This is a genomic window from Pseudomonas sp. BIGb0164 (genome assembly GCF_024810135.1).
GTDB lineage: Bacteria > Pseudomonadota > Gammaproteobacteria > Pseudomonadales > Pseudomonadaceae > Aquipseudomonas.
In genome coordinates, this window is the sequence record NZ_JANUEA010000002.1 from 696,823 (window position 1) to 720,322 (window position 23,500).

16 protein-coding genes and 1 pseudogene are annotated in these 23,500 nt (G+C 62.7%); 5 read left to right on the forward strand and 12 right to left on the reverse strand.

Annotated features, from left to right (window positions below; genetic code table 11):
- Nucleotides 1–66 precede the first annotated feature (66 nt).
- Both M2394_RS07110 and M2394_RS07115 read right to left on the reverse strand, forming a co-directional pair.
- Entirely contained in the window at nt 67–819 is a 753-nt protein-coding gene (locus M2394_RS07110; protein ID WP_259171961.1) for a tetratricopeptide repeat protein, read from the reverse strand.
- 1 nt (nt 820) lies between these two features.
- Nucleotides 821–1,501 carry a Fe2+-dependent dioxygenase gene (locus M2394_RS07115; protein WP_176995127.1) on the reverse strand — a complete coding sequence of 227 codons (681 nt, stop codon included), beginning with the start codon at nt 1,499–1,501 and terminating at the stop codon, nt 821–823.
- A gap of 206 nt (nt 1,502–1,707) precedes the next feature.
- Between M2394_RS07115 and M2394_RS07120 the strand changes: the two genes are divergently transcribed.
- A complete protein-coding gene (locus M2394_RS07120; protein ID WP_178919111.1) occupies nt 1,708–4,014 on the forward strand; it encodes a TonB-dependent siderophore receptor in 2,307 nt (768 codons plus the stop codon).
- 136 nt (nt 4,015–4,150) lie between these two features.
- Nucleotides 4,151–6,676 (forward strand): sulfite reductase flavoprotein subunit alpha, encoded by a 2,526-nt coding sequence (locus tag M2394_RS07125; protein ID WP_259171962.1) that lies wholly within the window; start codon nt 4,151–4,153, stop codon nt 6,674–6,676.
- Nucleotides 6,677–6,792: 116 nt separating this feature from the next.
- Here the strand turns inward: M2394_RS07125 and M2394_RS07130 are convergent, their stop codons facing one another.
- The 4 genes from M2394_RS07130 to ptsP form a co-directional block, all read right to left on the reverse strand.
- The gene (locus M2394_RS07130) at nt 6,793–8,334 is read right to left on the reverse strand and encodes an alkaline phosphatase (RefSeq protein ID WP_259171963.1); all 1,542 of its coding nucleotides are present in this window, start codon (nt 8,332–8,334) and stop codon (nt 6,793–6,795) included.
- Between the two features lie 157 nt (nt 8,335–8,491).
- Nucleotides 8,492–10,195, reverse strand: coding sequence for a PTS fructose-like transporter subunit IIB (locus M2394_RS07135; RefSeq protein ID WP_259171964.1), 1,704 nt, complete (start codon nt 10,193–10,195; stop codon nt 8,492–8,494).
- Between the two features lie 11 nt (nt 10,196–10,206).
- Nucleotides 10,207–11,127, reverse strand: a complete 921-nt coding sequence (gene pfkB / locus M2394_RS07140; protein WP_259171965.1) for a 1-phosphofructokinase — start codon at nt 11,125–11,127, stop codon at nt 10,207–10,209.
- Nucleotides 11,128–13,986, reverse strand: coding sequence for a phosphoenolpyruvate--protein phosphotransferase (ptsP, locus tag M2394_RS07145; protein WP_259171966.1), 2,859 nt, complete (start codon nt 13,984–13,986; stop codon nt 11,128–11,130).
- Nucleotides 13,987–14,280: 294 nt separating this feature from the next.
- On the opposite strand from ptsP, the gene cra reads away from it, so the two are divergent.
- Together cra and M2394_RS07155 are read left to right on the forward strand one after the other, a co-directional pair.
- On the forward strand, nt 14,281–15,276 hold the full coding sequence (gene cra / locus M2394_RS07150; protein WP_178919123.1) for a catabolite repressor/activator: 996 nt from the start codon (nt 14,281–14,283) through the stop codon (nt 15,274–15,276).
- A 2-nt stretch (nt 15,277–15,278) separates the two neighbouring features.
- On the forward strand, nt 15,279–16,055 hold the full coding sequence (locus tag M2394_RS07155; protein ID WP_259171967.1) for a TatD family hydrolase: 777 nt from the start codon (nt 15,279–15,281) through the stop codon (nt 16,053–16,055).
- Here M2394_RS07155 and M2394_RS07160 read toward each other — a convergent pair.
- From M2394_RS07160 to M2394_RS07180, 6 genes and pseudogenes are all read right to left on the reverse strand, one after another.
- Nucleotides 16,002–16,439 carry a hypothetical protein gene (locus M2394_RS07160; RefSeq protein WP_178919127.1) on the reverse strand — a complete coding sequence of 146 codons (438 nt, stop codon included), beginning with the start codon at nt 16,437–16,439 and terminating at the stop codon, nt 16,002–16,004. The genes M2394_RS07155 and M2394_RS07160 overlap by 54 nt on opposite strands.
- 128 nt (nt 16,440–16,567) lie before the next feature.
- Complete coding sequence (locus M2394_RS30445) at nt 16,568–17,497, reverse strand: methyl-accepting chemotaxis protein (protein WP_372339891.1); 930 nt, start codon at nt 17,495–17,497, stop codon at nt 16,568–16,570.
- Nucleotides 17,474–18,565 (reverse strand): annotated as a pseudogene (locus tag M2394_RS30450) (methyl-accepting chemotaxis protein); the annotation flags it as partial. The gene M2394_RS30445 and the pseudogene M2394_RS30450, both read right to left, overlap by 24 nt.
- A gap of 187 nt (nt 18,566–18,752) precedes the next feature.
- Nucleotides 18,753–19,589 (reverse strand): regulatory signaling modulator protein AmpE, encoded by an 837-nt coding sequence (gene ampE, locus M2394_RS07170; RefSeq protein ID WP_259171969.1) that lies wholly within the window; start codon nt 19,587–19,589, stop codon nt 18,753–18,755.
- Entirely contained in the window at nt 19,586–20,149 is a 564-nt protein-coding gene (gene ampD, locus M2394_RS07175; RefSeq protein ID WP_178919132.1) for a 1,6-anhydro-N-acetylmuramyl-L-alanine amidase AmpD, read from the reverse strand. Before ampD ends, ampE begins: the two co-directional genes overlap by 4 nt.
- 61 nt (nt 20,150–20,210) lie before the next feature.
- Nucleotides 20,211–22,367, reverse strand: a complete 2,157-nt coding sequence (locus tag M2394_RS07180; RefSeq protein WP_259171970.1) for a DUF1631 domain-containing protein — start codon at nt 22,365–22,367, stop codon at nt 20,211–20,213.
- Nucleotides 22,368–22,611: 244 nt separating this feature from the next.
- Between M2394_RS07180 and nadC the strand changes: the two genes are divergently transcribed.
- Nucleotides 22,612–23,460 (forward strand): carboxylating nicotinate-nucleotide diphosphorylase, encoded by an 849-nt coding sequence (gene nadC / locus M2394_RS07185; protein ID WP_259171971.1) that lies wholly within the window; start codon nt 22,612–22,614, stop codon nt 23,458–23,460.
- Nucleotides 23,461–23,500 lie beyond the last annotated feature (40 nt).

Consider the following 23,500-nt stretch of genomic DNA (forward strand, 5'->3'; position numbering starts at 1 on the left):
ACTCCCAGAAATCTTCGGGCCGCTACGCATCCCGACGGGAGCAAGCTCCCTCGCCACAGCCGGCGCCTACAGGTTTAGGTGTACAGCGCGTTCTTTGTAGGCCTCGGCCATCGCCCTAATCAGCGGATCATTCGCCGCTTCCAACGCCTTTTGCGCCGTACGCAAAAACTTCAGATTCCCGCCCGCCAACGCCTCTCGCAGCCACTCCAACGCCGCATCGATCTGGCCTCTGTCCGCCAGCACCGCCGCATAACTGAACTGCCCGCGAAAATCGCCGCCTTCGGCTGAACGTCGATACCACGCCTCGGCAGCGTCCAGATCCCTTGGGCAACTTTGCCCGTCTTCCAGATAACGCCCCAACAGGTTCATCGACTTGGCGTGCCCCTGCTCTGCGGCCTGGCGATAAAGCGCCAACGCCTGTTGCTGATCCTCGGCGACACCGCGCCCGGTCGCGAGCAAATTGGCAAGGTTGTATTGCGCCCAATCCAGGCCCGCCTCGGCCGCTTGCTGATACGCCCGAGCGGCCGCCGCTTCGTCGGCGGCGCAGCCCCAGCCATGTTCCAGGCAACGACCGGCCATGTTGCGCGCCATCAGGTGGCCGCCCTGTGCCGCGATCTGGAACCAGCGCAGTGCCAAGGCTTCGTCCCGCGCAATGCCACGGCCTTCCAGCAGGATTTGCCCGAGCAGCGCCTGGGCGTCCACCACGCCCTCCTTTGCCGCCACCAGGATCGCCTGGGCCGCACGGACCGGGGAGTCGTCGAGCATCGATTGCAGTTGCTCGACGTTGAGCACTTCTTCACGGCGTAATAAAAAGCCCATGTCAGACCTCGACCCAGCGGCGCAGCAGGTTGTGGTAGGTGCCGGTGAGCTGGATCAGGGCCGGGTGGTCGGGCACATCGCGGGACAGTTGCTGGATCGCGCCGTCCATCTCGAACAGCAAGGTGCGCTGGCTGTCTTCGCGCACCAGGCTTTGGGTCCAGAAGAACGAGGCGTAGCGCGCACCACGGGTCACGGCATTGACTTTGTGCAGGCTGGAGCCCGGGTACAGCACCATGTCGCCGGCTGGCAGCTTGACGCGCTGCAGGCCGAAGGTGTCCTGGATCTCCAGTTCGCCGCCGTCGTATTCGTCGGGGTCGCTGAAGAACAACGTGGAGGACAGGTCGGTGCGCACCCGCTCGTGGCTGCCCCGGGCCTGGCGTACAGCGTTGTCGATATGGAAGTCGAAGCTGCCACCGGCGGTGTAACAGTTGAGCAAGGGCGGGAAGACCTTGTGCGGTAACGCCGCTGACATAAACAGCGGGTTTTTCCACAGCCGCTCAAGCATCGCCGCGCCGATTTCCTTGGCCAGCGGGTGGCCTTCGGGTAGTTGCAGGTTGTGTTTGGCTTTGGCGGATTGGTGCCCGGCGGTGATTTTACCGTCGGCCCATTCGGTGGTTTCCAGGGCCTGGCGAATGCGCTGCACTTCCTCACGAGAGAACAGGCCGGGTATGTGCAGCAGCATGGGACAGTACCTGAAATCAGAGAGGCGCTAATGGTATTGATTCTTATCCGCTCTGTAAAACACAGCAGACGAACGAGTTCGTAAAAACCGTAAGCAAAAAGTGTAAAGAATGTAAATTCAGTGCAATTAGCAATGTATCGCAATTGATAGAAATACTTGTTCACCCTATATTCCGCGGCCTCACATCCTTGGGGAAAGGACACGTCATGCCGCGCACTACTCTAAAAACACCTGCCAGTTCACCACGCATGCTGGCCTCGGCCATCGGCGTTGCCCTCAGCGCCAGCTCTGCCGCCCAATTGGCGCAAGCGGCTGAAGACACCGAACAAAAAGGCGAGCGCAACAGCATCTCCCTCGGCGCCACCAGCATTACCGGCCAGGAGCAGGACAACACCTCCTACCAAGTGGAAAAAGCCTCATCGCAGAAGTACACCGCCCCGCTGGTGGACACCCCGCGCTCCGTCACCGTGGTGCCACAACAAGTGCTCAAAGACACCGCCGCCACCTCATTGCAGGATGCCTTGCGCACGGTGCCGGGCATCACGTTCGGCGCCGGTGAAGGCGGCAACCCTCAAGGCGATCGCCCGTTCATCCGTGGTTTCGACGCGCAGGGCGACACCTACCTGGACGGCGTGCGAGACACCGGTGGCCAGAGCCGTGAGATCTTCGACATCGAATCGATCGAAGTCAGCAAAGGCCCCAACTCCTCGTTCGGCGGGCGTGGCTCGGCCGGCGGCAGCATCAACCTGGTGAGCAAGACGCCACAAGCGCGGGACTTCACCAACGGCGGCTTCACCTACGGTTCCGACCAGACCCGCCGCTACGTGCTCGACGTGAACCGCCAGTTCCTCGACGACAGCGCCGCGTTCCGCCTGAACCTGATGAGCCACGAGCAAAACGTCGCCGGCCGCGACGCAATCGACTACGACCGTTGGGGCGTGGCCCCGTCGCTGACCTTTGGCCTGGGCACCCCGACCCGCGTCAACCTCAGCTACTACCACATGGAAAGCAATGACCTGCCCGACTCCGGGATCCCGTATGGCTACAGCAGCAGCGCCTCAAACGCCGCCCACGTCCACGACAAACCCACCGACGGTGGCGACAGCAACAACTTCTACGGTTTGAAAAGCCGTGACTTCCGCAAGACCCGCGCCGACATCAGCACGTTCTCCATCGAGCACGACCTGAACGACAACATGACGCTGAAAAACACCCTGCGCCATGGCAGTACAGGCCAGGACTACGTGCTCACCCAGCCGGACGACAGCCAGCACAACGTCAACCAGTTCGGCACCGTGTGGCGTCGTGCCAATACCCGCGTTTCCACCACCACGACCACCACCAATCAGACCGACCTGTTTGGCAGCTTCCAGGCCCTGGGCTTCAAGCACAGCTATTCCACCGGCCTGGAATTCACCGGTGAAGAGACCCGTGTCAGCGGCTACACCGTCAGCCCCAACACCAACCCGTCGTGCACCGTCATCAAGGGCTCTGCAAACGGCCAGTGCACCTCCTTGAGCAACCCGACCCCCGACGACGCCTGGACCGGCTCCATCGCACGCAACTATATGGGCACCAACACCAAGGCCACCAGCCGTGCCGCCTACGTGTTCGACACCATCGAACTGGACCCGAAATGGTTGCTGAACGTCGGCCTGCGCTACGACACCTTCGACACCGAAGCCAACACCAACGCCGTACCGACCTCCACCGTCAAGGCGCGCAGCAAGGTCAAGGACGACAGCCAGTTCTTCAACTGGCAGGCGGGCCTGGTCTGGAAGCCGCTGGATAACGGCAGCATCTACACCTCCTACGCGACGTCGGCTTCGCCGGCCGGTGGCCTGGTGGGCGAAGGCGTGGACAGCAACGCGATCCCGACCGGCATCAACACCAGCGACCTGAAGCCGGAAGAAACCGTCAACTACGAGCTGGGCACCAAGTGGGACCTGTTCCACAACCGCCTGTCCCTGTCGGCTGCGGTGTTCCGCACCGAGAAGAAAAACACGCGCATCCTGGTGGACTCCAACACCTACGAGACCGCAGGCGAATCGCGAGTGGACGGCCTGGAACTGTCGGCCAGCGGCAAGATCACCGATCAATGGCAAGTGTTCGCCGGCTACAGCTACCTGAAAGCCGAACTGGTTGACCCAGGCAAGAACGGCAACCGCACGGGTGCCGTCGTCGCGGGCTCCAACAAAGGCAACCAGATGCCTAACACGCCAGAAAACTCATTCAGCCTGTGGACCACGTATGACGTGACACCAAAACTGACCATCGGTGGTGGCGCGTTCTACGTCGATCAGGTCTATGGCGACCCGGCCAACACAGTGTACGTGCCGTCCTACACCCGCTACGACGCCATGGCCAGCTACAAGTTGACCAAGAACGTCGACCTGCAATTGAACGTACAGAACTTGACCGACAAGACCTATTACGACAAAGCCTACGCGGCCCACTTCGCCAACCAGGCAGCCGGTCGCACCGCCCTGTTGTCCACCAGCTTCCACTTCTAAACGCGGGCAACAAACGCGCAAAAGCCCCACGCATCGGATGCGTGGGGCTTTTGCGTGTTAAACAGAATATTTCTCGATAACCCACGGCATAATGCGCGCCGTGACAACAATATCCAGATGAGCGAGGCGGTCCGACGTGTTGAAGAAAACCCTGTTCCAGTTGCACTGGTTCTTCGGCATCACTGCCGGGCTGGTGCTGGCGTTGATGGGGATCACCGGGGCTGCGGTCTCGTTTCAGGATGAAATACTGCTGGCGCTCAACCCGACCGTGTTGAGTGTGCAAAAGCGCGAAGCCGGCGTACTGCCGCCTGCGGAGTTGGTGCGCAAGCTCGAAGCCACCGAAGGCAAGACCGTGTCGATGCTGTGGGTCGAAAGCGAAAGCGGCCACGCCGCGCGCGTGTTCTTCACCCCGCCAGCCGGTGAGCGTCGCGGCCAGATGCGCTACTTCGACCCCTACACCGGCGACTACATGGGCGACGCCGTCGGCCAGGACGTGTTCGGCTTTATCTTGCAGTTGCACCGCTTCCTCGTCATGGGGGATACCGGCCGCCAGATCACCGGTGCCTGCACACTGATCCTGGTGTTCTTCTGCCTGTCGGGCCTGTACCTGCGCTGGCCGCGCCAAGTGACAAGCTGGCGCGCCTGGCTGACCCTGGACTGGCGCAAAAAAGGCCGCAGTTTCAATTGGGACCTGCACTCGGTATTCGGCACCTGGTGCCTGCTGGCCTATCTGTTGGCCGCACTGACCGGCCTGTATTGGTCCTACGATTGGTACAACCAAGGCGTGACGAAGCTCTTGTCGGACGCGCCACAAAATGAACGCATGCGCAAACGCGGTCCTCCGCCCGCAGGCCCGGCGCCGGTGGCCAACTACGACGCCATCTGGAGCAGCATCTACAGCAATGCCGGCCCTGGCTTGAGCGCCTACAACATCCGCATGCCAGCGGTCGCCGGCCAGCCGGCCACCGTCTACTACCTGCTCAAAGACTCGCCCCATGACCGGGCGCTGAACCAGATCAACCTCGACCCGGCCAGCGGCGAGGTCAAATCCCACGACCGCTACGCCAGCAAGTCCCTGGGCTCCCGACTGCTGACCAGCGTCTATGCGCTGCACACCGGCAGCTACTTCGGTTTGATTGGGCGCATCATCCTCACCATCAGCGCGCTGTGCATGCCGCTGTTCTTCATTACCGGCTGGCTGCTCTACCTCGACCGCCGCCGCAAAAAGCGCCAGGTCCGCGATGCCCGCCAAGGCCTCGTCGCCAACAGCAGCGATGCGCCAGCCTGGTTGATCGGCTTCGCCAGCCAGAGCGGCTTTGCCGAGCAACTGGCCTGGCAGACCGCCGGGCAATTGCAGGCCGCCGGGCTACCGGTGAAGGTGCAGCCGTTGGGCAGCGTCAGCCGCGACGACCTGAGCCAGTCGCACCATGCGCTGTTCGTGGTCAGCACCTTCGGCGACGGCGAAGCCCCCGACAGCGCCCGTGGTTTCGAACGCAGCGTGCTCGGCCAGGACCTGTCCCTCAAGGGCCTGAACTACTCGGTACTGGCCCTGGGTGATCGCCAGTACGAACACTTCTGCGGCTTCGCCCGACGCCTGCATTTCTGGCTGACCCACCAAGGCGGCAACGCGTTGTTTGCGCCGGTGGAAGTCGACAGCGGTGACGCCGACGCCCTGCTCACCTGGCAACAGCAACTGGGCCAACTCACCGGCCAGGCGCCCGCCGCGACCTGGCAAGCGGCGCCGTTCGAGAACTGGTCACTGAGCCAGCGCACGCTGCTCAACCGCGACAGTGTGGGTTCGGACATCTACTTGCTGGGCCTCACACCGCCGTCGCCGCAAAACTGGTTGGCGGGTGACCTGGTGGAAGTCCTGCCACGCAACTGTCCGTGGGCCATCGAACACTTCCTCGAAGGCCTCGGCCTGGCGGGCAGTGACGGCGTGGTGATCGACGGGCTGGCGCAGTCCCTCAACCAGGCATTGGCGACCCGGCAACTGCCAGAGAACCGCACCCATCTGGTCGGCCTGCATGCCCAGGCGCTGGTAAACGCGCTGGTGCCGTTGGGCATGCGCGAATACTCCATCGCCTCGATTGCCAGCGACGGCGTGCTGGAGCTGATCGTGCGCCAGGAACGTCACCCCGACGGTAGCCTGGGCGTAGGTTCGGGCTGGCTGACGGAACACGCCGCGATCGGTTCGGGCATCAGCCTGCGCCTGCGCCGCAACAGTGGCTTCCACCTGCCAGAAGCACCGGTGCCGCTGATTCTGCTGGGTAACGGCACTGGCCTGGCGGGCCTGCGCAGCTTGCTCAAGGCGCGCATCGCCGAGGGCCATACACGCAACTGGCTGCTGTTTGGCGAACGCAATATCAAGCACGACTTCCTGTGCCAGGACGAACTGCAAGGCTGGCTGGCCAGCGGTGACCTGGCGCTGCTGGACCTGGCGTTTTCTCGCGACCAGGAAGAAAAAATCTACGTGCAGGACCGCCTGCGCGAGTCGGCTGATGTGTTGCGCAAATGGATTGCCGACGGCGCCGCGATTTATGTGTGTGGCAGTCTGGAGGGGATGGCAACCGGCGTTGACCGGGCGCTGGTGGACATCCTGGGGAGCGAGGCGGTGGAGCGGTTGATCGAGCAAGGCCGTTATCGGCGCGACGTCTACTAATGACTCCCGGACGAAGACGTTCAAATGTGGGAGCTGGCTTGCCTGCGATAGCGATGGTGAATTCACTATCGTCATCGCAGGCAAGCCAGCTCCCACCGTTTTGATCGTATTCCAAGTCAGATGGGTTGCAGTTTTTGTTCGAACACCGAGACCCCATCCAGATCCCGCAATATCACGGTCATCTCCGCCGTCTGCCCATCAATCTGTACCTCGCCGAAAAACTGGAACCCGGCAAACGGTGAACTGTTCTGCACCGCAGGCGCTTTCTGGAACACCACCTCGGGCCCGAAGGTTTTATCCAGCACATTCGGCCCGAAACTCCCGGCGTTCAACGGCCCGGCGACAAACTCCCAGAACGGTTCAAAATCCTGGAAGGCCGCGCGATCCGGGTGGTAATGGTGGGCCGCGCAGTAATGCACATCCGCCGTCAGCCACACGTGGTTACGCACGTTTTGTGCCCTTAAAAAGCCCAGCAGGTCGGCCATTTCCAACTCACGACCTTGGGGTGCGCCCGGGTCGTTATTGGCGATGGCTTCCCAGCGCGGCACGCCCGGGCTGACCTCGCCGTCGGGCACGCCGAGGCCGATGGGCATGTCGGCGGCGATGACTTTCCACTGCGCCTGGGAGCCCTTGAGTTCGCGCTTGAGCCACTCCAATTGCTCACGCCCCATGAAGGGTTTTTCGCCGCCCAGGTTGTCATCGTTGGGCCCGCGATAGCTGCGCATGTCCAGCACGAACACATCCAGCAGCGGGCCATAGCTGAGCTTGCGGTAAATGCGCCCGCCACCGTCGGCGGCCTGCCGGCGCATGGGGGAATATTCCAGCCAGGCCTGGCGCGCACGGCCGACCAGGGTGTTGATGTCCTTGGTCTGGTAGCGCTCGTCCAGTTGCTTGCTCGGCGACCAGTTGTTGACCACCTCATGGTCGTCCCACTGCCAGATCTGCGGCACCTCGGCGTTGAAGCGGCGCACGTTTTCGTCCATCAGGTTGTAGCGATAATTGCCGCGATACTCATCGAGGGTCTCAGCGACCTTGCTCTTGGCTTCGGTAGTGATATTGCGCCAGATGCGCCCGCCTTCCGTGGTGAGCTGCGCGGGCACCGGGCCGTCGGCGTAGATGGTGTCGCCGCTGTGGATAAAGAAGTCCGGCAGACGCAGGCGCATGGCTTCGTAGATGCGCATGCCACCGATATCCGGGTTGATGCCAAAGCCTTGGCCGACGGTGTCGCCGCTCCACACAAAGCGGATGTCGCGACGCTGCTGCGGCACGCTGCGCAGGTGGCCGAACCAGGGTTCGCTGGCGACACCGGTCTGGGCGTCTTCGAAGTGCACGCGATAGAAAATCGCCTGGTCGGCGGGCAAGCCGGTGAGTTCGACACGGGCGGTAAAGTCGGTGCGGGTGTCGGCCAGGGGCGAGATGAACCTGCGCGGGTTGCTGAACACGCTGCGGGTGTCCCACTCCACCACCATCCGCGCCGGGCGGTCGCTGCGGCTCCAGATCATGGCGCGGTCGCCCAGCAGGTCGCCGGACTGCACACCGTCGGTGAGTTGCGGCCGGTCTTTCACCGAAGCGATCACCGCCGGCGCCAGGCCCGGCAGCAACAGGCCAGCGCCGACGGCTTGCATCACGCGGCGGCGACCGAGGTCGAAGTGGCTCATGCAGGTTCCCTCTTGAGCGTCAAAAGGAAACTAAACCACGCGGGGATGAAAACCAGATGACACTTGTAGGAGCCCGCTTGCCGGCGATGGCGGTTAATCAAACAACACTGATGTTGAATGTCAGTCAGTCATCGCAGGCAAGCCAGCTCCCACATTTTTAGACCGTGACCAACAGTGGTTCTGCGTCCGGGCGCTTGATCAGCGCATACACCAAACCGGTCAGCAGGCTACCGGCGACAATCGCCATCAGGTACAGCAGCGCATGGTTCATCGCATTAGGGATGACCAGCACGAATAACCCACCGTGGGGCGCCGCCAGCTTGCAGCCAAAATACATCGACAAGGCGCCGGTCAACGCGCCACCGGCGATGCTGGCCGGGATCACCCGCAACGGGTCCTTGGCCGCAAACGGGATCGCACCCTCGGAGATAAAACACAGCCCGAGAATCATCGCCGCCTTGCCCGCTTCGCGCTCAGTCTGGGCAAACTTGCGTCGCGCCAGGAACGTGGCGATGCCCATGCCGATCGGCGGCACCATGCCTGCGGCCATTGTCGCGGCCATCGGTGCACCGCTCTGTGCCGCCAGCAGGCCGACGGAAAACGCATAGGCCGCCTTGTTGATCGGGCCGCCCAGGTCGACGCACATCATGCCGCCCAACAGGATGCCCAGAAGCACTGCGTTGGTGGTGCCCATGGTGCTGAGGAAATCCGTCAGCCCGGTGAGCATGCGCGCCACCGGTGGGCCCACCAGGTAGATCATCGCGAGGCCAGTGAACAGGCTCGCCAGCAACGGAATAATCAGGATCGGCTTGAGCGCCTCCAGGCTCTGGGGCAATTGCACCGCACGGGTGATCAACTTGACGCAGTAACCGGCCAGGAAACCGGCGAGGATGCCACCGATAAACCCGGCCCCCAACGTCCCCGCCAACAGCCCGCCGATCATGCCGGGGGCAATGCCTGGGCGGTCGGCAATCGAGTAGGCGATGTAGCCTGCCAGCAACGGCACCATCAGCATGAACGCGCGATCACCCACGGTTTTCAGCGCCGCCGCGAGCGTGCCTTCCTGTTCGAAGGCGTGAATACCGAACACGAACGACAACGCGATCAACAAACCGCCCGCCACCACCATCGGCAACATGAACGACACGCCGGTGAGCAGGTGTTTGTACACACCGGTTTTTTCCGACTTGGCCACCGCTGCACTGCCGGTGCTTTCCACCGCGCCTTCGGCCAACGCTTTTTTCAGCGTCGCTTCGGATTGCTTGAGGGCGATGCCCGTGCCGCAACGGTAAATTTTCTTGCCGGCAAACCGCTCGGTGGCCACCTCGATGTCCGCCGCCAACAGCACCACGTCGGCGTCGGTAATCGCTTGCGCGCTCAACGGTGTGCGCGCACCCACCGAACCCTGGGTCTCGACCTGCAGGTCATAGCCCAGGCGCTTGGCGGCTTGCTGCAGGGCTTCGGCGGCCATGAAGGTGTGCGCCACCCCGGTCGGGCAGGCAGTGATCGCGACGATGCGCGGTGCGATCCTGGCAGTTGCTTCAGTGGCGACGTACACCTGCGCCTCTTCGGCGCCCCGCCGCAAGATCGCCTCGACGTCCGCCAGTGCCTGGGCCGGCGTGCTCTGGAACACGCGCTTGCCGACAAACCGCTGCATGTCCACCGGGGTGCTGCTGACCAGCAGCACCCACTCGGCGGCGTCGAGGGTGGCCTGGGACAACTGGCGCTCGGGGCGCTGCCCATCCACCACTTCGACGCTGGTGCTCCAGCCTTGGCGTTGCGCGGCAGCGTCCAACAAGCGGGCGCACAGCACACTGGTGACCATGCCGTTCGGGCAGGCGGTAACAATGGCTAACTTCATCACAAACCCTCTTATTGTTCTGTGAGCGCACGCACGTGGACGCCGCTTTCGAGACGCGCCAACTGCGCGTCATCGTTGATGCCGAAACCGATCTGCGTCACCGCCATTGCGGCAATGGCCGTGGCGCGGCGCAAGGTCTGCTCGGGCGCTTCGCCAGCGAGCAAGCCGTGAAGCATCCCGGCCAACAACGAATCGCCCGCGCCCACGGTACTCGCGACCGTGACCTTTGGTGGCGTGGCATGCAGCGCGGTCTGCGGGCTGTACCAGGTCACGCCCGCCGCACCATCGGAGACCACCACATGCTCCACGCCCTGCTGATGCAGACGATGGATAGCGCCTGTGGCATTGCCAAGAACCTCGGCCAGTTCTTCGGTGTTGGGCTTGACCAGCCACGGGCCCGCTTGCAAGCCGGCGCGCAAGGCTTCGCCACTGGTGTCCAGGGCAACTTTCAACCCCAGGCCTTTCAGGTGTTCGAGCATTTCTTGAAACCATTGCGGACTGACGCCGCGCGGCAAGCTGCCGGCAACCACCACGGCATCGAATTCCGGGCCGATGATCGCGATCATCTTGAGCAATTCCTTTTGCGCCCGCTCACTCACCAGCGGCCCCGGCGCATTGATGTCGGTAACGCGACCCTCCCGCTCGGCAATCTTGATATTGCTGCGTGTCTCACCCGGCACACGAATAAACGCATCGCCAAACCCACGACGGGCAATCAACGCGTCGAAAGCCTGGGGGTTTTCCTCACCGAGAAAGCCGCCCACGCTCACCTGATGGCCTAGATCGGCCAGCACCTGCGCCACGTTCACGCCCTTGCCGGCGGCATGGGTCAGCAGGGTTTCGCTGCGATTGACTTCACCCGGTTCCAGGTGTGCCAAGCGGACAGTAAGGTCCAACGCCGGGTTCAGCGTCAGGGTCAAAATCCTTGCCATTTACACGGCCTCCACAAGGGCACGCACGTCGGCGGGCGAACCCGCAGCCAGTGCCTTTTGTGCCAGGCCCTGGGCCTCGCTCAGACTGAATTCACGTACCCGCGCCTTCACTTCAGGAATGCTGCGGGCCGACACACTCAACTCATCCACCCCCAGGCCCACCAGCACCGGCACCGCCAACGGGTCTGCCGCCAGCTCGCCACACACCCCCACCCATTTGCCATGGGCGTGGGCGGCCCGCACGGTGATGTCGATCAGTTGCAACACCGCCGGGTGCAGGCCATCGGCCTGGGCGGACAAGGTCGGGTGGCCACGGTCGATGGCCAGGGTGTATTGGGTCAGGTCGTTGGTGCCGACGCTGAAAAAGTCGACTTCCTTGGCCAGCACCGGCGCAAGCAAGGCGGCGGACGGCACTTCGATCATGATGCCCAGTTGCAGGTCGGCCACCGGGATTTCCAGGCGCAGGCGCTCGGTCATGTCACGGGCTGCGCGCCACTCGTCCACGCTGCCAACCATGGGGAACATGATACGCAGTGGGCGGTTGTCGGCCGAGCGCAACAGCGCACGCAATTGCGCTTCCATGATCAGGGGGCGCTGCAAGGTCAGGCGAATGCCACGCACGCCGAGGAATGGGTTTTCCTCCTGGGCGATGGGCCAGTAAGGCAGCGGCTTGTCACCGCCGACGTCGAGGGTGCGCACCACCAACGGGCGACCTTCAAGGCCGTCGAGTACGCGGCGGTACTCGGCTTCCTGGGTGGCTTCATCCGGTGCTTGCGGGTGGGCCATGAAAATCAGCTCGGTGCGCAGCAGGCCGATCCCTTCGGCGCCCTGCTCCACGGCACTGGCGACGCCGGCGCTTTCGCCGATGTTGGCGAATACTTCCACGGCGTGGCCGTCGCGGGTCATGGCCGGCTCATGGCGTTGGGCCGAAGCGGCTTGCAAGCGTTGTTCGCGGGTATCGCGCTCGACGGCGGCGCGTTGCAGGGTCGCGGCGTCGGCGTCCACGTGCAGGCGACCGCGTTGGCCATCAAGTAATAAGGGAGTTCCAGGAGCCAGCAGCAATACCGCGGAACCTGCGCCCACCAAAGCAGGAATGCCCAAGGCACGCGCAACGATGGCGCTGTGGGCCGTGGCACCGCCACGGGCCGTGAGAATGCCGGCCACACGGGCCGGGTCCAGGCGCGCAACATCGGACGGGCCGACTTCATCCATCACCAGGATGTAGGGCTGGCTGGGCTCCCGGACGCTTTCGACACCGCACAATTGCGCCAACACACGCCGACCGATGTCACGCAGATCGGCGGCACGCTCGGCGAGCAAGGCATCCTGCAGCGACTCCTGCTGTTTGGCGGCGGCCTCGATCACGCTCATCCAGGCGGCTTCGGCGCTTTCACCCTGCTTGAGACGAGTGTCGACTTCGTCGGTGAGTTCCGGGTCGTCGAGCATCTCTTGGTGCGTGATGAAAATTTCGCGGATGGCTTTGGCTGGGCTGCGTTCGATCAGCCCCTGAATGTCACGGCGCACGTCGGCCAGCGCGTCTTGCAGGCGCTGACGCTCAATGGAGGAAGACTCGCCGCGCAACGGGTAATCGAACACCTGCTGGACCTGGACGTGCGCCGGGCCGATGGCAATGCCCGGCGCGGCGGCGATCGCCTGAATCTGGCTGCCGGACACTGGGGCGCTGATAACGGGCTCGCTATCAACGGTTGCAGGCTGCGCGCTGGCCGTCGGCAACGGCTCGACCTCTTCACCCAACCCCGCTTCAACCGCTGCCAACAGGGCGGGCAACGCATCACCGGCAATCGAGGGTTCGGCAACAAATTCCAGCACCTGGCCGCGACGTGCGCCGAGGCTGAGCAACTTGCTCAGGCTTTTCACCGACACGGCGCCCACCGGGCCATCGATGACGCGCACCCGCAAATCACCGTCAAAATGCTTCGCCAACTGCGCCAGCACCTTCGCCGGCCGAGCATGCAGGCCGTGGGCGTTGGCCAGGGTAATGCGCGCGCTGGGCCAATCGGCAGGCAGCTCGCCCCCGAGTACTTCGAGCACGGCACGGCTGCTGGTGGCGCGGCCCAGTTCCTGGCCGCGACCTTCAATCAGCAAGGCGCACAGGCGTTCAAGCAACGCTTGGTGTGCCTCGCCGAGGCTGGCCAGGCAGAACAACCCATTAAGGGGCTGGCCGAGGTAACGCATGGGTTTGTCGGGGGTGACGAAGGCAAGGCCAGGGCGCTTCACCGTCTGTTCGCTGTGCAGCCACCAGAGGCCGTCCCCCAGGGGCAGGGCGTCGACTTGCTGCAAGACGGCGGCAAAACCATTGCTCACACAATCGGCCTGGCGCAGCAGGCGTGCGCCGCGCCACACCAGTTCTTCGAAATCATCGGCGGACACGCCCAGGCTGATCATCTGTGCATCCAGCGCCAGTTCCTGTGGCGCGCCTTGCAGCAGTTTCAGCAAGGCTTCGGCGGAACCGGCGCGACGCAGCGCCTGGCCCAGGTCGGTTTCACCGAGGGCGCGGGTAAGCAGTTGCAGCAGGCGCAGGTGTTCGTCGGATTTGGCGGCAATGCCGATGGCCAGGTAGACGATCTGGCCGTCACCCCAGTCCACCCCTTCGGGGAACTGAAGCAGGCGCACGCCGGTGGAGAACACCTGGTCGCGGGTTTCGGGGGTACCGTGGGGAATGGCGATGCCTTGGCCGAGAAAGGTCGAGCCTTGGGCTTCACGGGCCTGCAACCCGCTGAGGTAACCCTCGGCGACCAGGCCGTCGGCCACCAGTTTGTCAGCGAGCAGGTGCAAGGCAGCAGATTTATCCACAGCCAGCTGGCCCATGGAAATCTGCTCTACAGTGAGCTCAAGCATGCCGTTCTCCTAGTTAGTGCGAGGGGCGCACTAGGTATTGTTTTGAATAAATCAGCCTACAGGTGTTCAAAAATAACTGACTGAGTGGTCAATTGGCAGTAGCCACTTAGTTACGAACGTCGTAAAAATACGCCAGCTGAAACGTTTAATCTAGAATTTATGGCAGATTACGCGCTAATTGAGCATCCTTGAAGCACCACTCGGCGCTTGAGCCCAGACGTTAGTCGTGTGCAGGAATCGGTTACGATTGGACAAAATGTCGGGGCAAGCTCTAAAAAACAAGGAAATCCCGGTTTGAAACTCAGTGATATCGCACGTCTGGCCGGTGTGTCCGTAACCACCGCCAGCTATGTCATCAATGGCAAGGCCGAACAGCAACGCATCAGCAACGCGACCGTCGAGCGCGTGCGAGCGGTGGTCGAAGCCCATGGCTTTACGCCCAACCCCCAGGCGGCCGGGCTGCGCAGCCGGCACACCCGCACTTTGGGCTTTATCCTGCCGGACCTGGAAAACCCCAGTTACGCACGGATCGCCAAGCTGCTGGAGCAAGGCGCCCGGGCCCGGGGTTATCAACTGCTGATCGCCAGCTCCGACGACGAGGCCGACAGCGAACGCCAATTGCTGCAACTGTTCCGCGCACGGCGCTGCGACGCACTGTTCGTGGCCAGTTGCCTGCCCGCCAGCGATGACAGCTACCGCGAGCTGCAAGCCAAGGGCCTGCCGGTAATCGCCATCGACCGGGTGATGGACACGGGCCAGTTCTGCTCAGTGGTCAGCGACGACCGCCAAGCCTGCCAGCAACTGACCAGCAGCCTGCTGCAACCGCTGCCCAAGCAGATCGTGCTGATCGGTGCGCACCCCGAGCTGAGCATCAGCCAGGAACGCGCCGCCGGTTTTCGCGAGGCACTGCGCGACTTCAAGGGCGAGGTGCTGATCGAACAGGGCGAAGCCTTCAGCCGCGACTGCGGCCGCCAGTTGATGGAACAACTCCTGCAGCGCCTGGGGCATTTGCCGGATGCTCTGGTGACCACTTCCTACGTGCTGCTGCAAGGTGTGTTCGACGCACTGCACGACTTCCCGCTCAAATCGCGCCCGCTGCGCCTGGGTACCTTTGGTGATACGCAGTTATTGGATTTCCTGCCACTGCCGGTCAACGCCATGGCCCAGCAGCATCAACTGATCGCCGACACCGCCCTGCGCCTGGCCCTGGCCGCGATTGAAGAAGAACAGTATCAACCGGGCGTGCACGCCATCAGCCGTACCTTCAAGCAGCGTATTCACGAGGCGTGAACGTGGAGCTGATCGACACCCACACACACCTGGACTTCCCGGACTTCGACAACGATCGCCGGGAAGTCCTCGCCCATAGCCGCCAACTCGGGGTGCGGCGCATGGTGGTCCTGGGGGTGTATCAGCAGAATTGGCAACGCGTGTGGGACCTGGTGCAGGGCGATGACAACCTGTTCGCTGCCTTCGGCCTGCATCCGGTTTACCTCGATGAACATCGCCCAGCCGACCTGACGGAGCTGGGCGACTGGCTCACCCGCCTCCAGGGTCATCGGCAAGTGTGCGCGGTGGGCGAGATCGGCCTGGATTACTTTCTCGAACACCTGGACCGCGAGCGTCAACAAAGCCTGTTTGAAACCCAGCTGAAACTTGCAGTGGACTTGCAACTGCCGGCGCTGTTGCATGTGCGCCGCAGCCACGCCGCCGTGATCGCCACACTCAAGCGTATGCGCGTGCCACGAGGCGGCATCATCCACGCGTTTGCCGGCAGCTACGAAGAAGCCCGTGAGTACATCAAGCTCGGTTTCAAGCTGGGCCTGGGCGGTGCCGCCACCTGGCCCCAGGCCCTGCGCATGCACAAGGTGCTCACGCAATTGCCTTTGGAAGCCGTGGTGCTGGAAACCGACTCGCCGGATATGGCACCCGCCATGTACCCCGGCCAGCGCAACAGCCCGCAACACCTGCCAGACATCTGCACCGCCCTGGCCGAGCGTATGGGTATCAGCCCTTCATGGCTGGCTGAGGCGAGCACACGCAATGCGTGCGAGCTGTTCAATTGGTAACCCGCCAACAGGGTTGGCAGCCTGCAGGTTCAGCGTGATCCGTTGCCGTTGATGGGCATAACGCAGTGCCAGGAAGTGAACCAGCACCACCGCCAGCGAAATATTCAGTTGCCCGACCACACTGAGCAGGCCCACCCACTCGGCGACCAGCGCCACGATCAGCACCATGCAGGTCAGTATCACCATGCTCGGGTGCACCAGGGCCCAATGGTCCAGTGTCCTGAACTGACGCAATTGCTTGGGACAATTCAGTTGCAGGGTTCGCTGGCAGTACGGGCAATCAAAAGGTTCATGGATGGCAATGGCGTTCAATTGCCAAGACTTGAGTTCAAATGTGATGTCGCAATGGGCACAGTGCCCTTTGATGCCGATGGCAATGGTCACCGTGGTGCCCTCCCCTGATCCGTGACTAGCTGAAACAAATTCTCACCCATTCACTCGATCAAAAAATGGATGCCGGGGAAATCAAGACATACACCACGCTCCGCACCGATTATTCCTACCCAAAAGCCTTACACGCGAAATGCCCCGATCAATTGCTTCAACTCGACGACCTGCATCGATAGCTGACGGCTGGCCGCTTCGGTCTGATGCGCACCTTGGGCTGCGTGCTCACCCGCGCGATTGATTTCAACGATGTTCTGGTCAATGTCATGGGCGACTGCAGTCTGCTGCTCCACGGCGGCGGCAATCTGCTGGTTCTGGTCGACGATCATGCCTACCGCGCCAAGGATGTTTTCCAGGGCCTGCTGGACCTTTTCCGATTGCCCTACCGTACCGCTGGCCATCGTATGGCTGGTGCCCATGGCCTTGACCGCGGCCTCCACACCGCTGTGCAGGCGGCCGATCATCTGTTCGATTTCTTCGGTGGAGCGCTGGGTGCGCCGCGCGAGGGTACGCACTTCATCGGCCACCACTGCAAACCCGCGCCCCTGCTCGCCGGCACGTGCTGCCTCGATGGCGGCATTGAGCGCCAGCAGGTTGGTTTGCTCGGCAATGCTCTTGATCACTTCCAGCACACTGCTGATGGCCTGGCTGTCAGTGGCCAACTGGTTGATCACCTGCACTGACGCATCAATCTCCGACGCCAGGCGCGCGATGCTGCCCTGTTGGGACTGCACCAAGCCACGACCGCTGACGGTCTCATCGTTCACGCTATGGGCGCTGCTGACCGCCGCCGCCGCACTGCGCGCCACTTCCTGGGCGGTGGACGACATCTGGTTCATGGCCGTGGCCACGTGTTCGATCTGGGTACGCTGGCCGGAAACCGCCTGGTTGCTCCGGGCCGAAACCGTCTCCACCTGACCGGCTTGCAGTTCGACCTGGCTGACGGTTTGCCCGACGCGCTCGATCAGGTCATGGATCTTGGCGACCGTACCGTTGAACACCTTGCCCAACTCCCCCAACTCATCGCGACTGTGCGCCACAAAGCTTACGGTCATATCCCCCGCCGCCACATTGTCCATCATCACCCCCAGGCGTCGCAGGGTGGTGCGGGTGGACGCGTAAAAGCCGGCATACAGATAGAAAATAAGGGAAAACACCGCTGCCAGGGCACACACCAGCACCACCATGTGCGTGCGGTTCTGCGCCAGGCGCTGTTCCAGTTGCTGCCGGAGGAATGCCAGGGTGGCGTCATCTAGCTGGTAGGTCTTGGCCATCAGTTGGCTGACGCTGTCATAAAACCCTGGCCACGGGGCATCGAGGGTTTCGGCCATCACCACCTGCTCTTCAAACAGTTCGCTGCCTTGCTTGAGGCTGGCCTGGCTGGCCTGCGCCAGTGAATCGAGCGCGCCATGGGCGGCTTTGCTGGCGCCCAGTGCATCCTGGAGCTTCAACGCATATTCGCCTTGCAGCTTTTCCAGTTGCTGCAGCAGTTCGTCAAACCGCGTGCTGGAAGACGAGTTGATAAACCCCTGGCCCAGGGAATAAGCGCCCATTGCTCGCCCTTCGCCAAGGACCTGGGTCACTTGCGGGGTCACGCCGGTCACCAGGTCGCTGAGCTGGCGCAGGTCGCTTTGCGAGTCACGGCTCAAGCCGGATTGGCTGGCGATGATCTGGCTGAACATCTGGGCTTTGTTGAGCAGTTTGCCGATCAGCGCGGTTTTGTTGAGCAGTGAAGTTTCCTGTTGCTGGGCCTTGAACGCGGCGATCAGCTCGTCGCGCTTGCTATCAAAGGCCGCGATTTGCTCGGCGTCGGTGGCCATGGCGCTGAGGCCTTGCAGGCGCGCGAGCACGCTGCTTTCCAGGGTACTGATCTGGCCTTCAAGATCACCCGCCTTGCCGGACTGGCCGAGGGTGGCGTTGATTTGCACTTGGTTGTTGAGGGTTTCCAGGTCACGCCGCAGGGTCAGGCTGCTGCCGAGCAAATCCAGGCTTTGCAGCTCGACACGGGTGCCCTGGAATTCCCGCCAGGAATCACGCACCAGGAAATAGTTGGTCGCCAGCATCGGCAGCAAGAACAGTACGCTGATCAGAGTGAACTTCATGCCGAAGCTCAGGCGGTTCATCAGCGCGACGGCGGGATAGAGCAAGCTCTTCACAGGTGAACTCCCTTTCTTTTATTTTTATTGAGGCGCAGGGCGGCGGCAGATAGCCACCATTTTTGGCGCTCTGTCTGTATAGCTCAATTCGAAAGGGAGTTTTGTAACGTAAGGTTAACGGCAGGGAAGACGGGCGCCTCCCTGCCGGAGGGTGTCAGGGCAATACGGTCCAGATGGCGAACCCGGCATACCACAGCACGGCGGCGCGCAGCAGTAGTTCCCACAGCCGATCCAGGCTGTTGATGCCATCGGCACCGACCACCGGTGGCGGAATTTCTGCCGCCACCAGGCCGACCTTCTCCACCAGTTGAGCGGCGCTGATGTCCCAGCTCAACAGCTCATGGAGCATCACCCGGCTGACCGCGACGAAGTTGCCCACCAGGGCAAAGCTCGCCGCCAGCAGGCGTACCGGCAACCAGTCGAACGCGTGGCGCAGTTGCCCGGCGCGCTCGGCCACCAAAGGGTTCTGGCTGTGTTCGCTGGCCAGCGCCAGCAGCCGATAAGCCAGGGCCGCCACCGGCCCGAGCAGGAAGTACCAGAAAATCACCGCGAAGAAGCTCTGGTACGCCTGCCACAGCAGATGGCCCTGGACCCGTTCGAGCAGTTGCTCGCCGCTGTCGGCGGCAAGTTGCAGGTCACGCTCGACCACGTGTTCGGCCGCCTGCAAGTCACCCCGGCGCCAGGCATCACGAAAAGGCCCGAGCCCGGCCAACAGGTCACCACGCCCCAGGCTGTAGATCACCACCAGCAGGTGCACCGGCAATGCCAACAGGCCATAGGCCACCGGCTCCAGCACCACCAGCAACAAGGCCAGCAAGGCCACCGGCAGCAACACCAGCAATGCCAGGATCAACCAGGGTTGTTTGCCCAGGCGCGGGCTCGCCTCCAGCCTGGCCAGCTCACGCAACCATCCGCCGTCACGCTGCAACCGCTGGCGCAAGGCCGAGAATTTCTCGATCCACACCGCCAGCACCAACACCAGGAAACTCATTGTGCGTGTCCTCCATCCTGCAGGGCGCTGCGAAAGCGCGTCCAATCAAAAGCGGGGCCGGGGTCTGTCTTGCGCCCCGGAGCAATGTCACTGTGGCCGCATATACGCTGGCGGGTGATGCCTGGATAGGCCGCCAGCAACTGGCGCGTCAGGTCGATCAGCGACGCATACTGGGCATCGGTGAACGGCAGGTCATCGGTGCCTTCCAACTCGATCCCCAGGGAATAGTCATTACAGGTGTCCCGCCCTTCGAAGCTGGAAACCCCCGCATGCCATGCGCGGTCCTGGCACGCCACAAACTGCGTGACGGCGCCGTCGCGTTCAATCAGAAAATGCGCAGAGACACGTAAGTGAGCGATCCCCTCATAGTAGGGATGCTCCGTGACATCCAGGCGATTCTGGAAGAACGCCTGGACCTTGCCCGTGGCGAACTGCGCCGGTGGCAAGCTGATGTTATGCACCACCAACAGAGAGATTTCGCCTGCGGGGCGCTCATTGAAGTTGGGCGAGGGGCAATGACGAATGCCCTGGCACCAACCGCTGGCGGGGTCCAACTGCATACGGGTTCCTTGATTGAGACGAGGTGTTACCAGTATGCCGCGTTCAGCCCTGCGGTTGCGATCACTTGCCGCGATTGAGTTGACGCAGGTTATCGATCACACACGCCAGCGCACGTTCGAACAACAACCCTTCGTCCAGGCTACGCAAAGTGCCAGCCTTGAGCGCCATGGCCAGTTGGCCCGCACTTTTCTCCAGCACCTTGAGCCCCATGCGGCTGACAAAAACATACGTATTGGCCGGCGCAACAATCGCCATCAGCTTGCAGCGCACCGTCAGTGCCTCGCTTTCCTGGAACTCGAACCAGCGGCCAACCTGCAATTGCCGGGCCTTGAGCAGGTCGGGATCATCACCGGGCAGGCTGTCGACGGCATCGGGCAAGCCGCTGTCGAGCACGAACGGCTCGCGCACCTCGATCAACACCTCGAGCCCCTCACCGTCAGGCGCCTGCACATGCATGGCCTGCAGGCGCACGAAGAATTCACGGGTGCTGAACGGGTCGAACGCGGCGCTGGTCAACCCGTCCCGCAACGCCTTGAGCAACCCGGGCAGTTGCTCCAGCAGATGTCGACCGGCTTCGGTGTCTTTCTGCAGGCCCACGCTCCAGATCAGTTCGTCCATGGTGCGCAGCCCCGCTTGCCACTGCACCGACTGTTCGCCGTGCTTGAGGCTGGCCAACAACAGCACCTGGCTCCAGGCCTGCTGCAGAAATTGCACCACGGCCTGGGGCAGGGTCTTGCCCAGCAGGCGCCGATTAAGCACGTCGGCCACGCGCTGGCGGGCGGCATCCGTGCGCATGCGCCCCTCTTCGGCATCACGGGTGTGCTGTTCCAGCAGCTCGCAGCGTCGACGCTCCTCGGCAGTGAACGCGCTGAACTCGGCGAGCAACTGGGAGAAAATCGCCGGGTCCTCGACGAACTCATTCAACAAACGCTGCACCACCTGCTCGATGCGCAGGTACAGGCTGTCGCGCAGGTAGTCATCGCTCGGGCTCCAGCCCATGGCGGCGCTGGCAATCTCGTTGAGCAGGCGCCGCGCCGGATGGCTGGCACGGCTGAACAGGCTCTTGTCCTGCACCGCGACTTTGAGCAGCGGCACCTGCAAACGCGCGATCAAGGCCTTGAAGGCGTCCGGCACGGCAGTGTCTTTGAGGATGAACTCAAACAACAGCGCGACCAGGTTGATCACGTCTTCATCAGCGTCCTCCACCACCCGGGACTTGCCACTCTTGACGCTGACCCGGGTCAGCAGTTGTTCTAGGTGGTTGCGCAGGTCGAAATCGTCTTCGACCTCGGGCTCTGGCACGTATTGCTGCAGGTGAGAGAGCAGGCGCAACAGGTCCCGCGAGGCGATGGGTTGCGGTTCGGCGCTGGCCTCGAGGGTAGGCGCCACACGGCCACGCACCACCACCAGCAAGGCCTGCAAGGCCGCGAAGGCTTGCTGGCCATTTTCATCGAGCGGCGGGTCGGCCATCGGCTGCCGATCTTCGTGCTGCCTCTCACGCTCGGCACGCCCGCCTGGGCGACGAGACGGCACCGCTTTGAGCTGCGGCAGCACACCGGTGGCGACCAACAACTGATTGGCCTCGCCATACAATTGGTCGGCGTCGCTGAGCACGTATTTCTCAAACAGTTTGAGCATGATCAGCTTGACGCGGATCTCCACCCCCAGGCTGCGCCCCGCCCGCAGGAAGAACTCGCAGAGCAGCGCCGGGCCCAAGGGGTTTTCGCGGTCGTCCAGGTGCTTGCCCAGCACCGCACTCAAGCGTGCGGTCAGTTGCCCCAACGCCAAGCCATCGCGATGTCGCACGCGACCGAGCATCGCCTCCAGCGCCACGGCCTTTTCCAGTTCATCGCGGGACGTACCAGGCACTGCGTCATACGAGACCACCGGCACCAGGTGCAACTCGCCGCGCCCCGAGTGCCCTAGATGAGCGAAGGCAGCAAACAGGTGCTCCATGAACACGCGCTCGAAATTCTTGCGCTTGAGGCGCAAGTCGCGCATGGCTTCAAAAAAAATGTGATGGTCGGCATTACTGCGGGCCTTGTCGGCCATTTCGAACAGGGTGTCGTCGGCGTTATCGAACAGTTCTTGCAGGCCCTGCTGCAGTTGCTGCGCCGCTTTGTCACGCACCTGCAGCAACACCACCGGCAGGCGCGCGAGCGGCGATGGCGTGGCGTGTGCCTTATTGATAGGCACCACCTTTCCGTCATTGTGCATCCTGGCCTCCTGAAACGGCGGTATTGATGGGCAAATGTTCGGGTGCAGGCCGGGATGAGCGCTGCGAATACCCGGGAATCACCAAGACGTCAAAGCTATGACGCCAATTGCAAGGCGCGAGATTATCTTGCAAACGAGGCCCGTTGCGCCAGCGAACTCTGTCATTTGGTCGTAAATGAGCAGGTCGCTGGGTTCAAACGCACACTGCCCCTATAATCGAGGCACTTTGTTTGTGGAGCCTGTTATGCCGAATCTCCGTCTTGCCGACCTCACCGCCGAAATCGAAGCCAACGTGCGCCGTGCACTGCTGGAAGACATCGGCAGCGGCGACATCACTGCGCAGTTGATCCCGGCCGAACGGCTGGCCAAGGCCACGATCATCACCCGTGATGCGGCCGTGATCGCCGGTACAGCCTGGGTGGATGCGGTATTCCGCCAACTGGACCCGCGTGTGGCGGTGCATTGGCAGGTAGCCGACGGTGAGCGTGTCAGCCCCAACCAGGTGCTGTTCCACCTCGAAGGCCCGGCGCGCTCGCTGCTCAGCGGTGAACGTTGCGCGCTGAATTTCCTGCAGTTGTTGTCGGGCGTGGCTACCCGTGCGCAGTACCTGGCAGATTTTGTCGCCAGCACCCGGGTCAAGCTGCTCGACACCCGCAAGACCCTGCCTGGCCTGCGCCTGGCGCAGAAGTACGCCGTGACCTGCGGCGGCTGTCATAACCATCGCATCGGGTTGTATGACGCGTTTCTGATCAAGGAAAACCATATCGCCGCATGCGGTGGCATTGCCCAGGCCATCACGGCCGCGCACAAGATCGCCCCGGGCAAGCCGGTGGAAATCGAAGTGGAAAGCCTTGAGGAACTGCGCGAAGCACTGGCGGCGGGCGCCGATATCATCATGCTCGACGAACTGAGCCTGGACGACATGCGTGAGGCCGTGCGACTGAACGCCGGCAAGGCCAAGCTGGAAGCCAGCGGCGGGATCAACGAAACCACCCTGCTGCCCATCGCGCAAACCGGGGTGGACTACATTTCCATCGGGGCGATGACCAAGGATGTGAAGGCAGTGGACCTGTCGATGCGCCTCAGTATCTGACGCATTGTAGGCGCCGGCTTGCCGGCGATGAGGCCTGTAG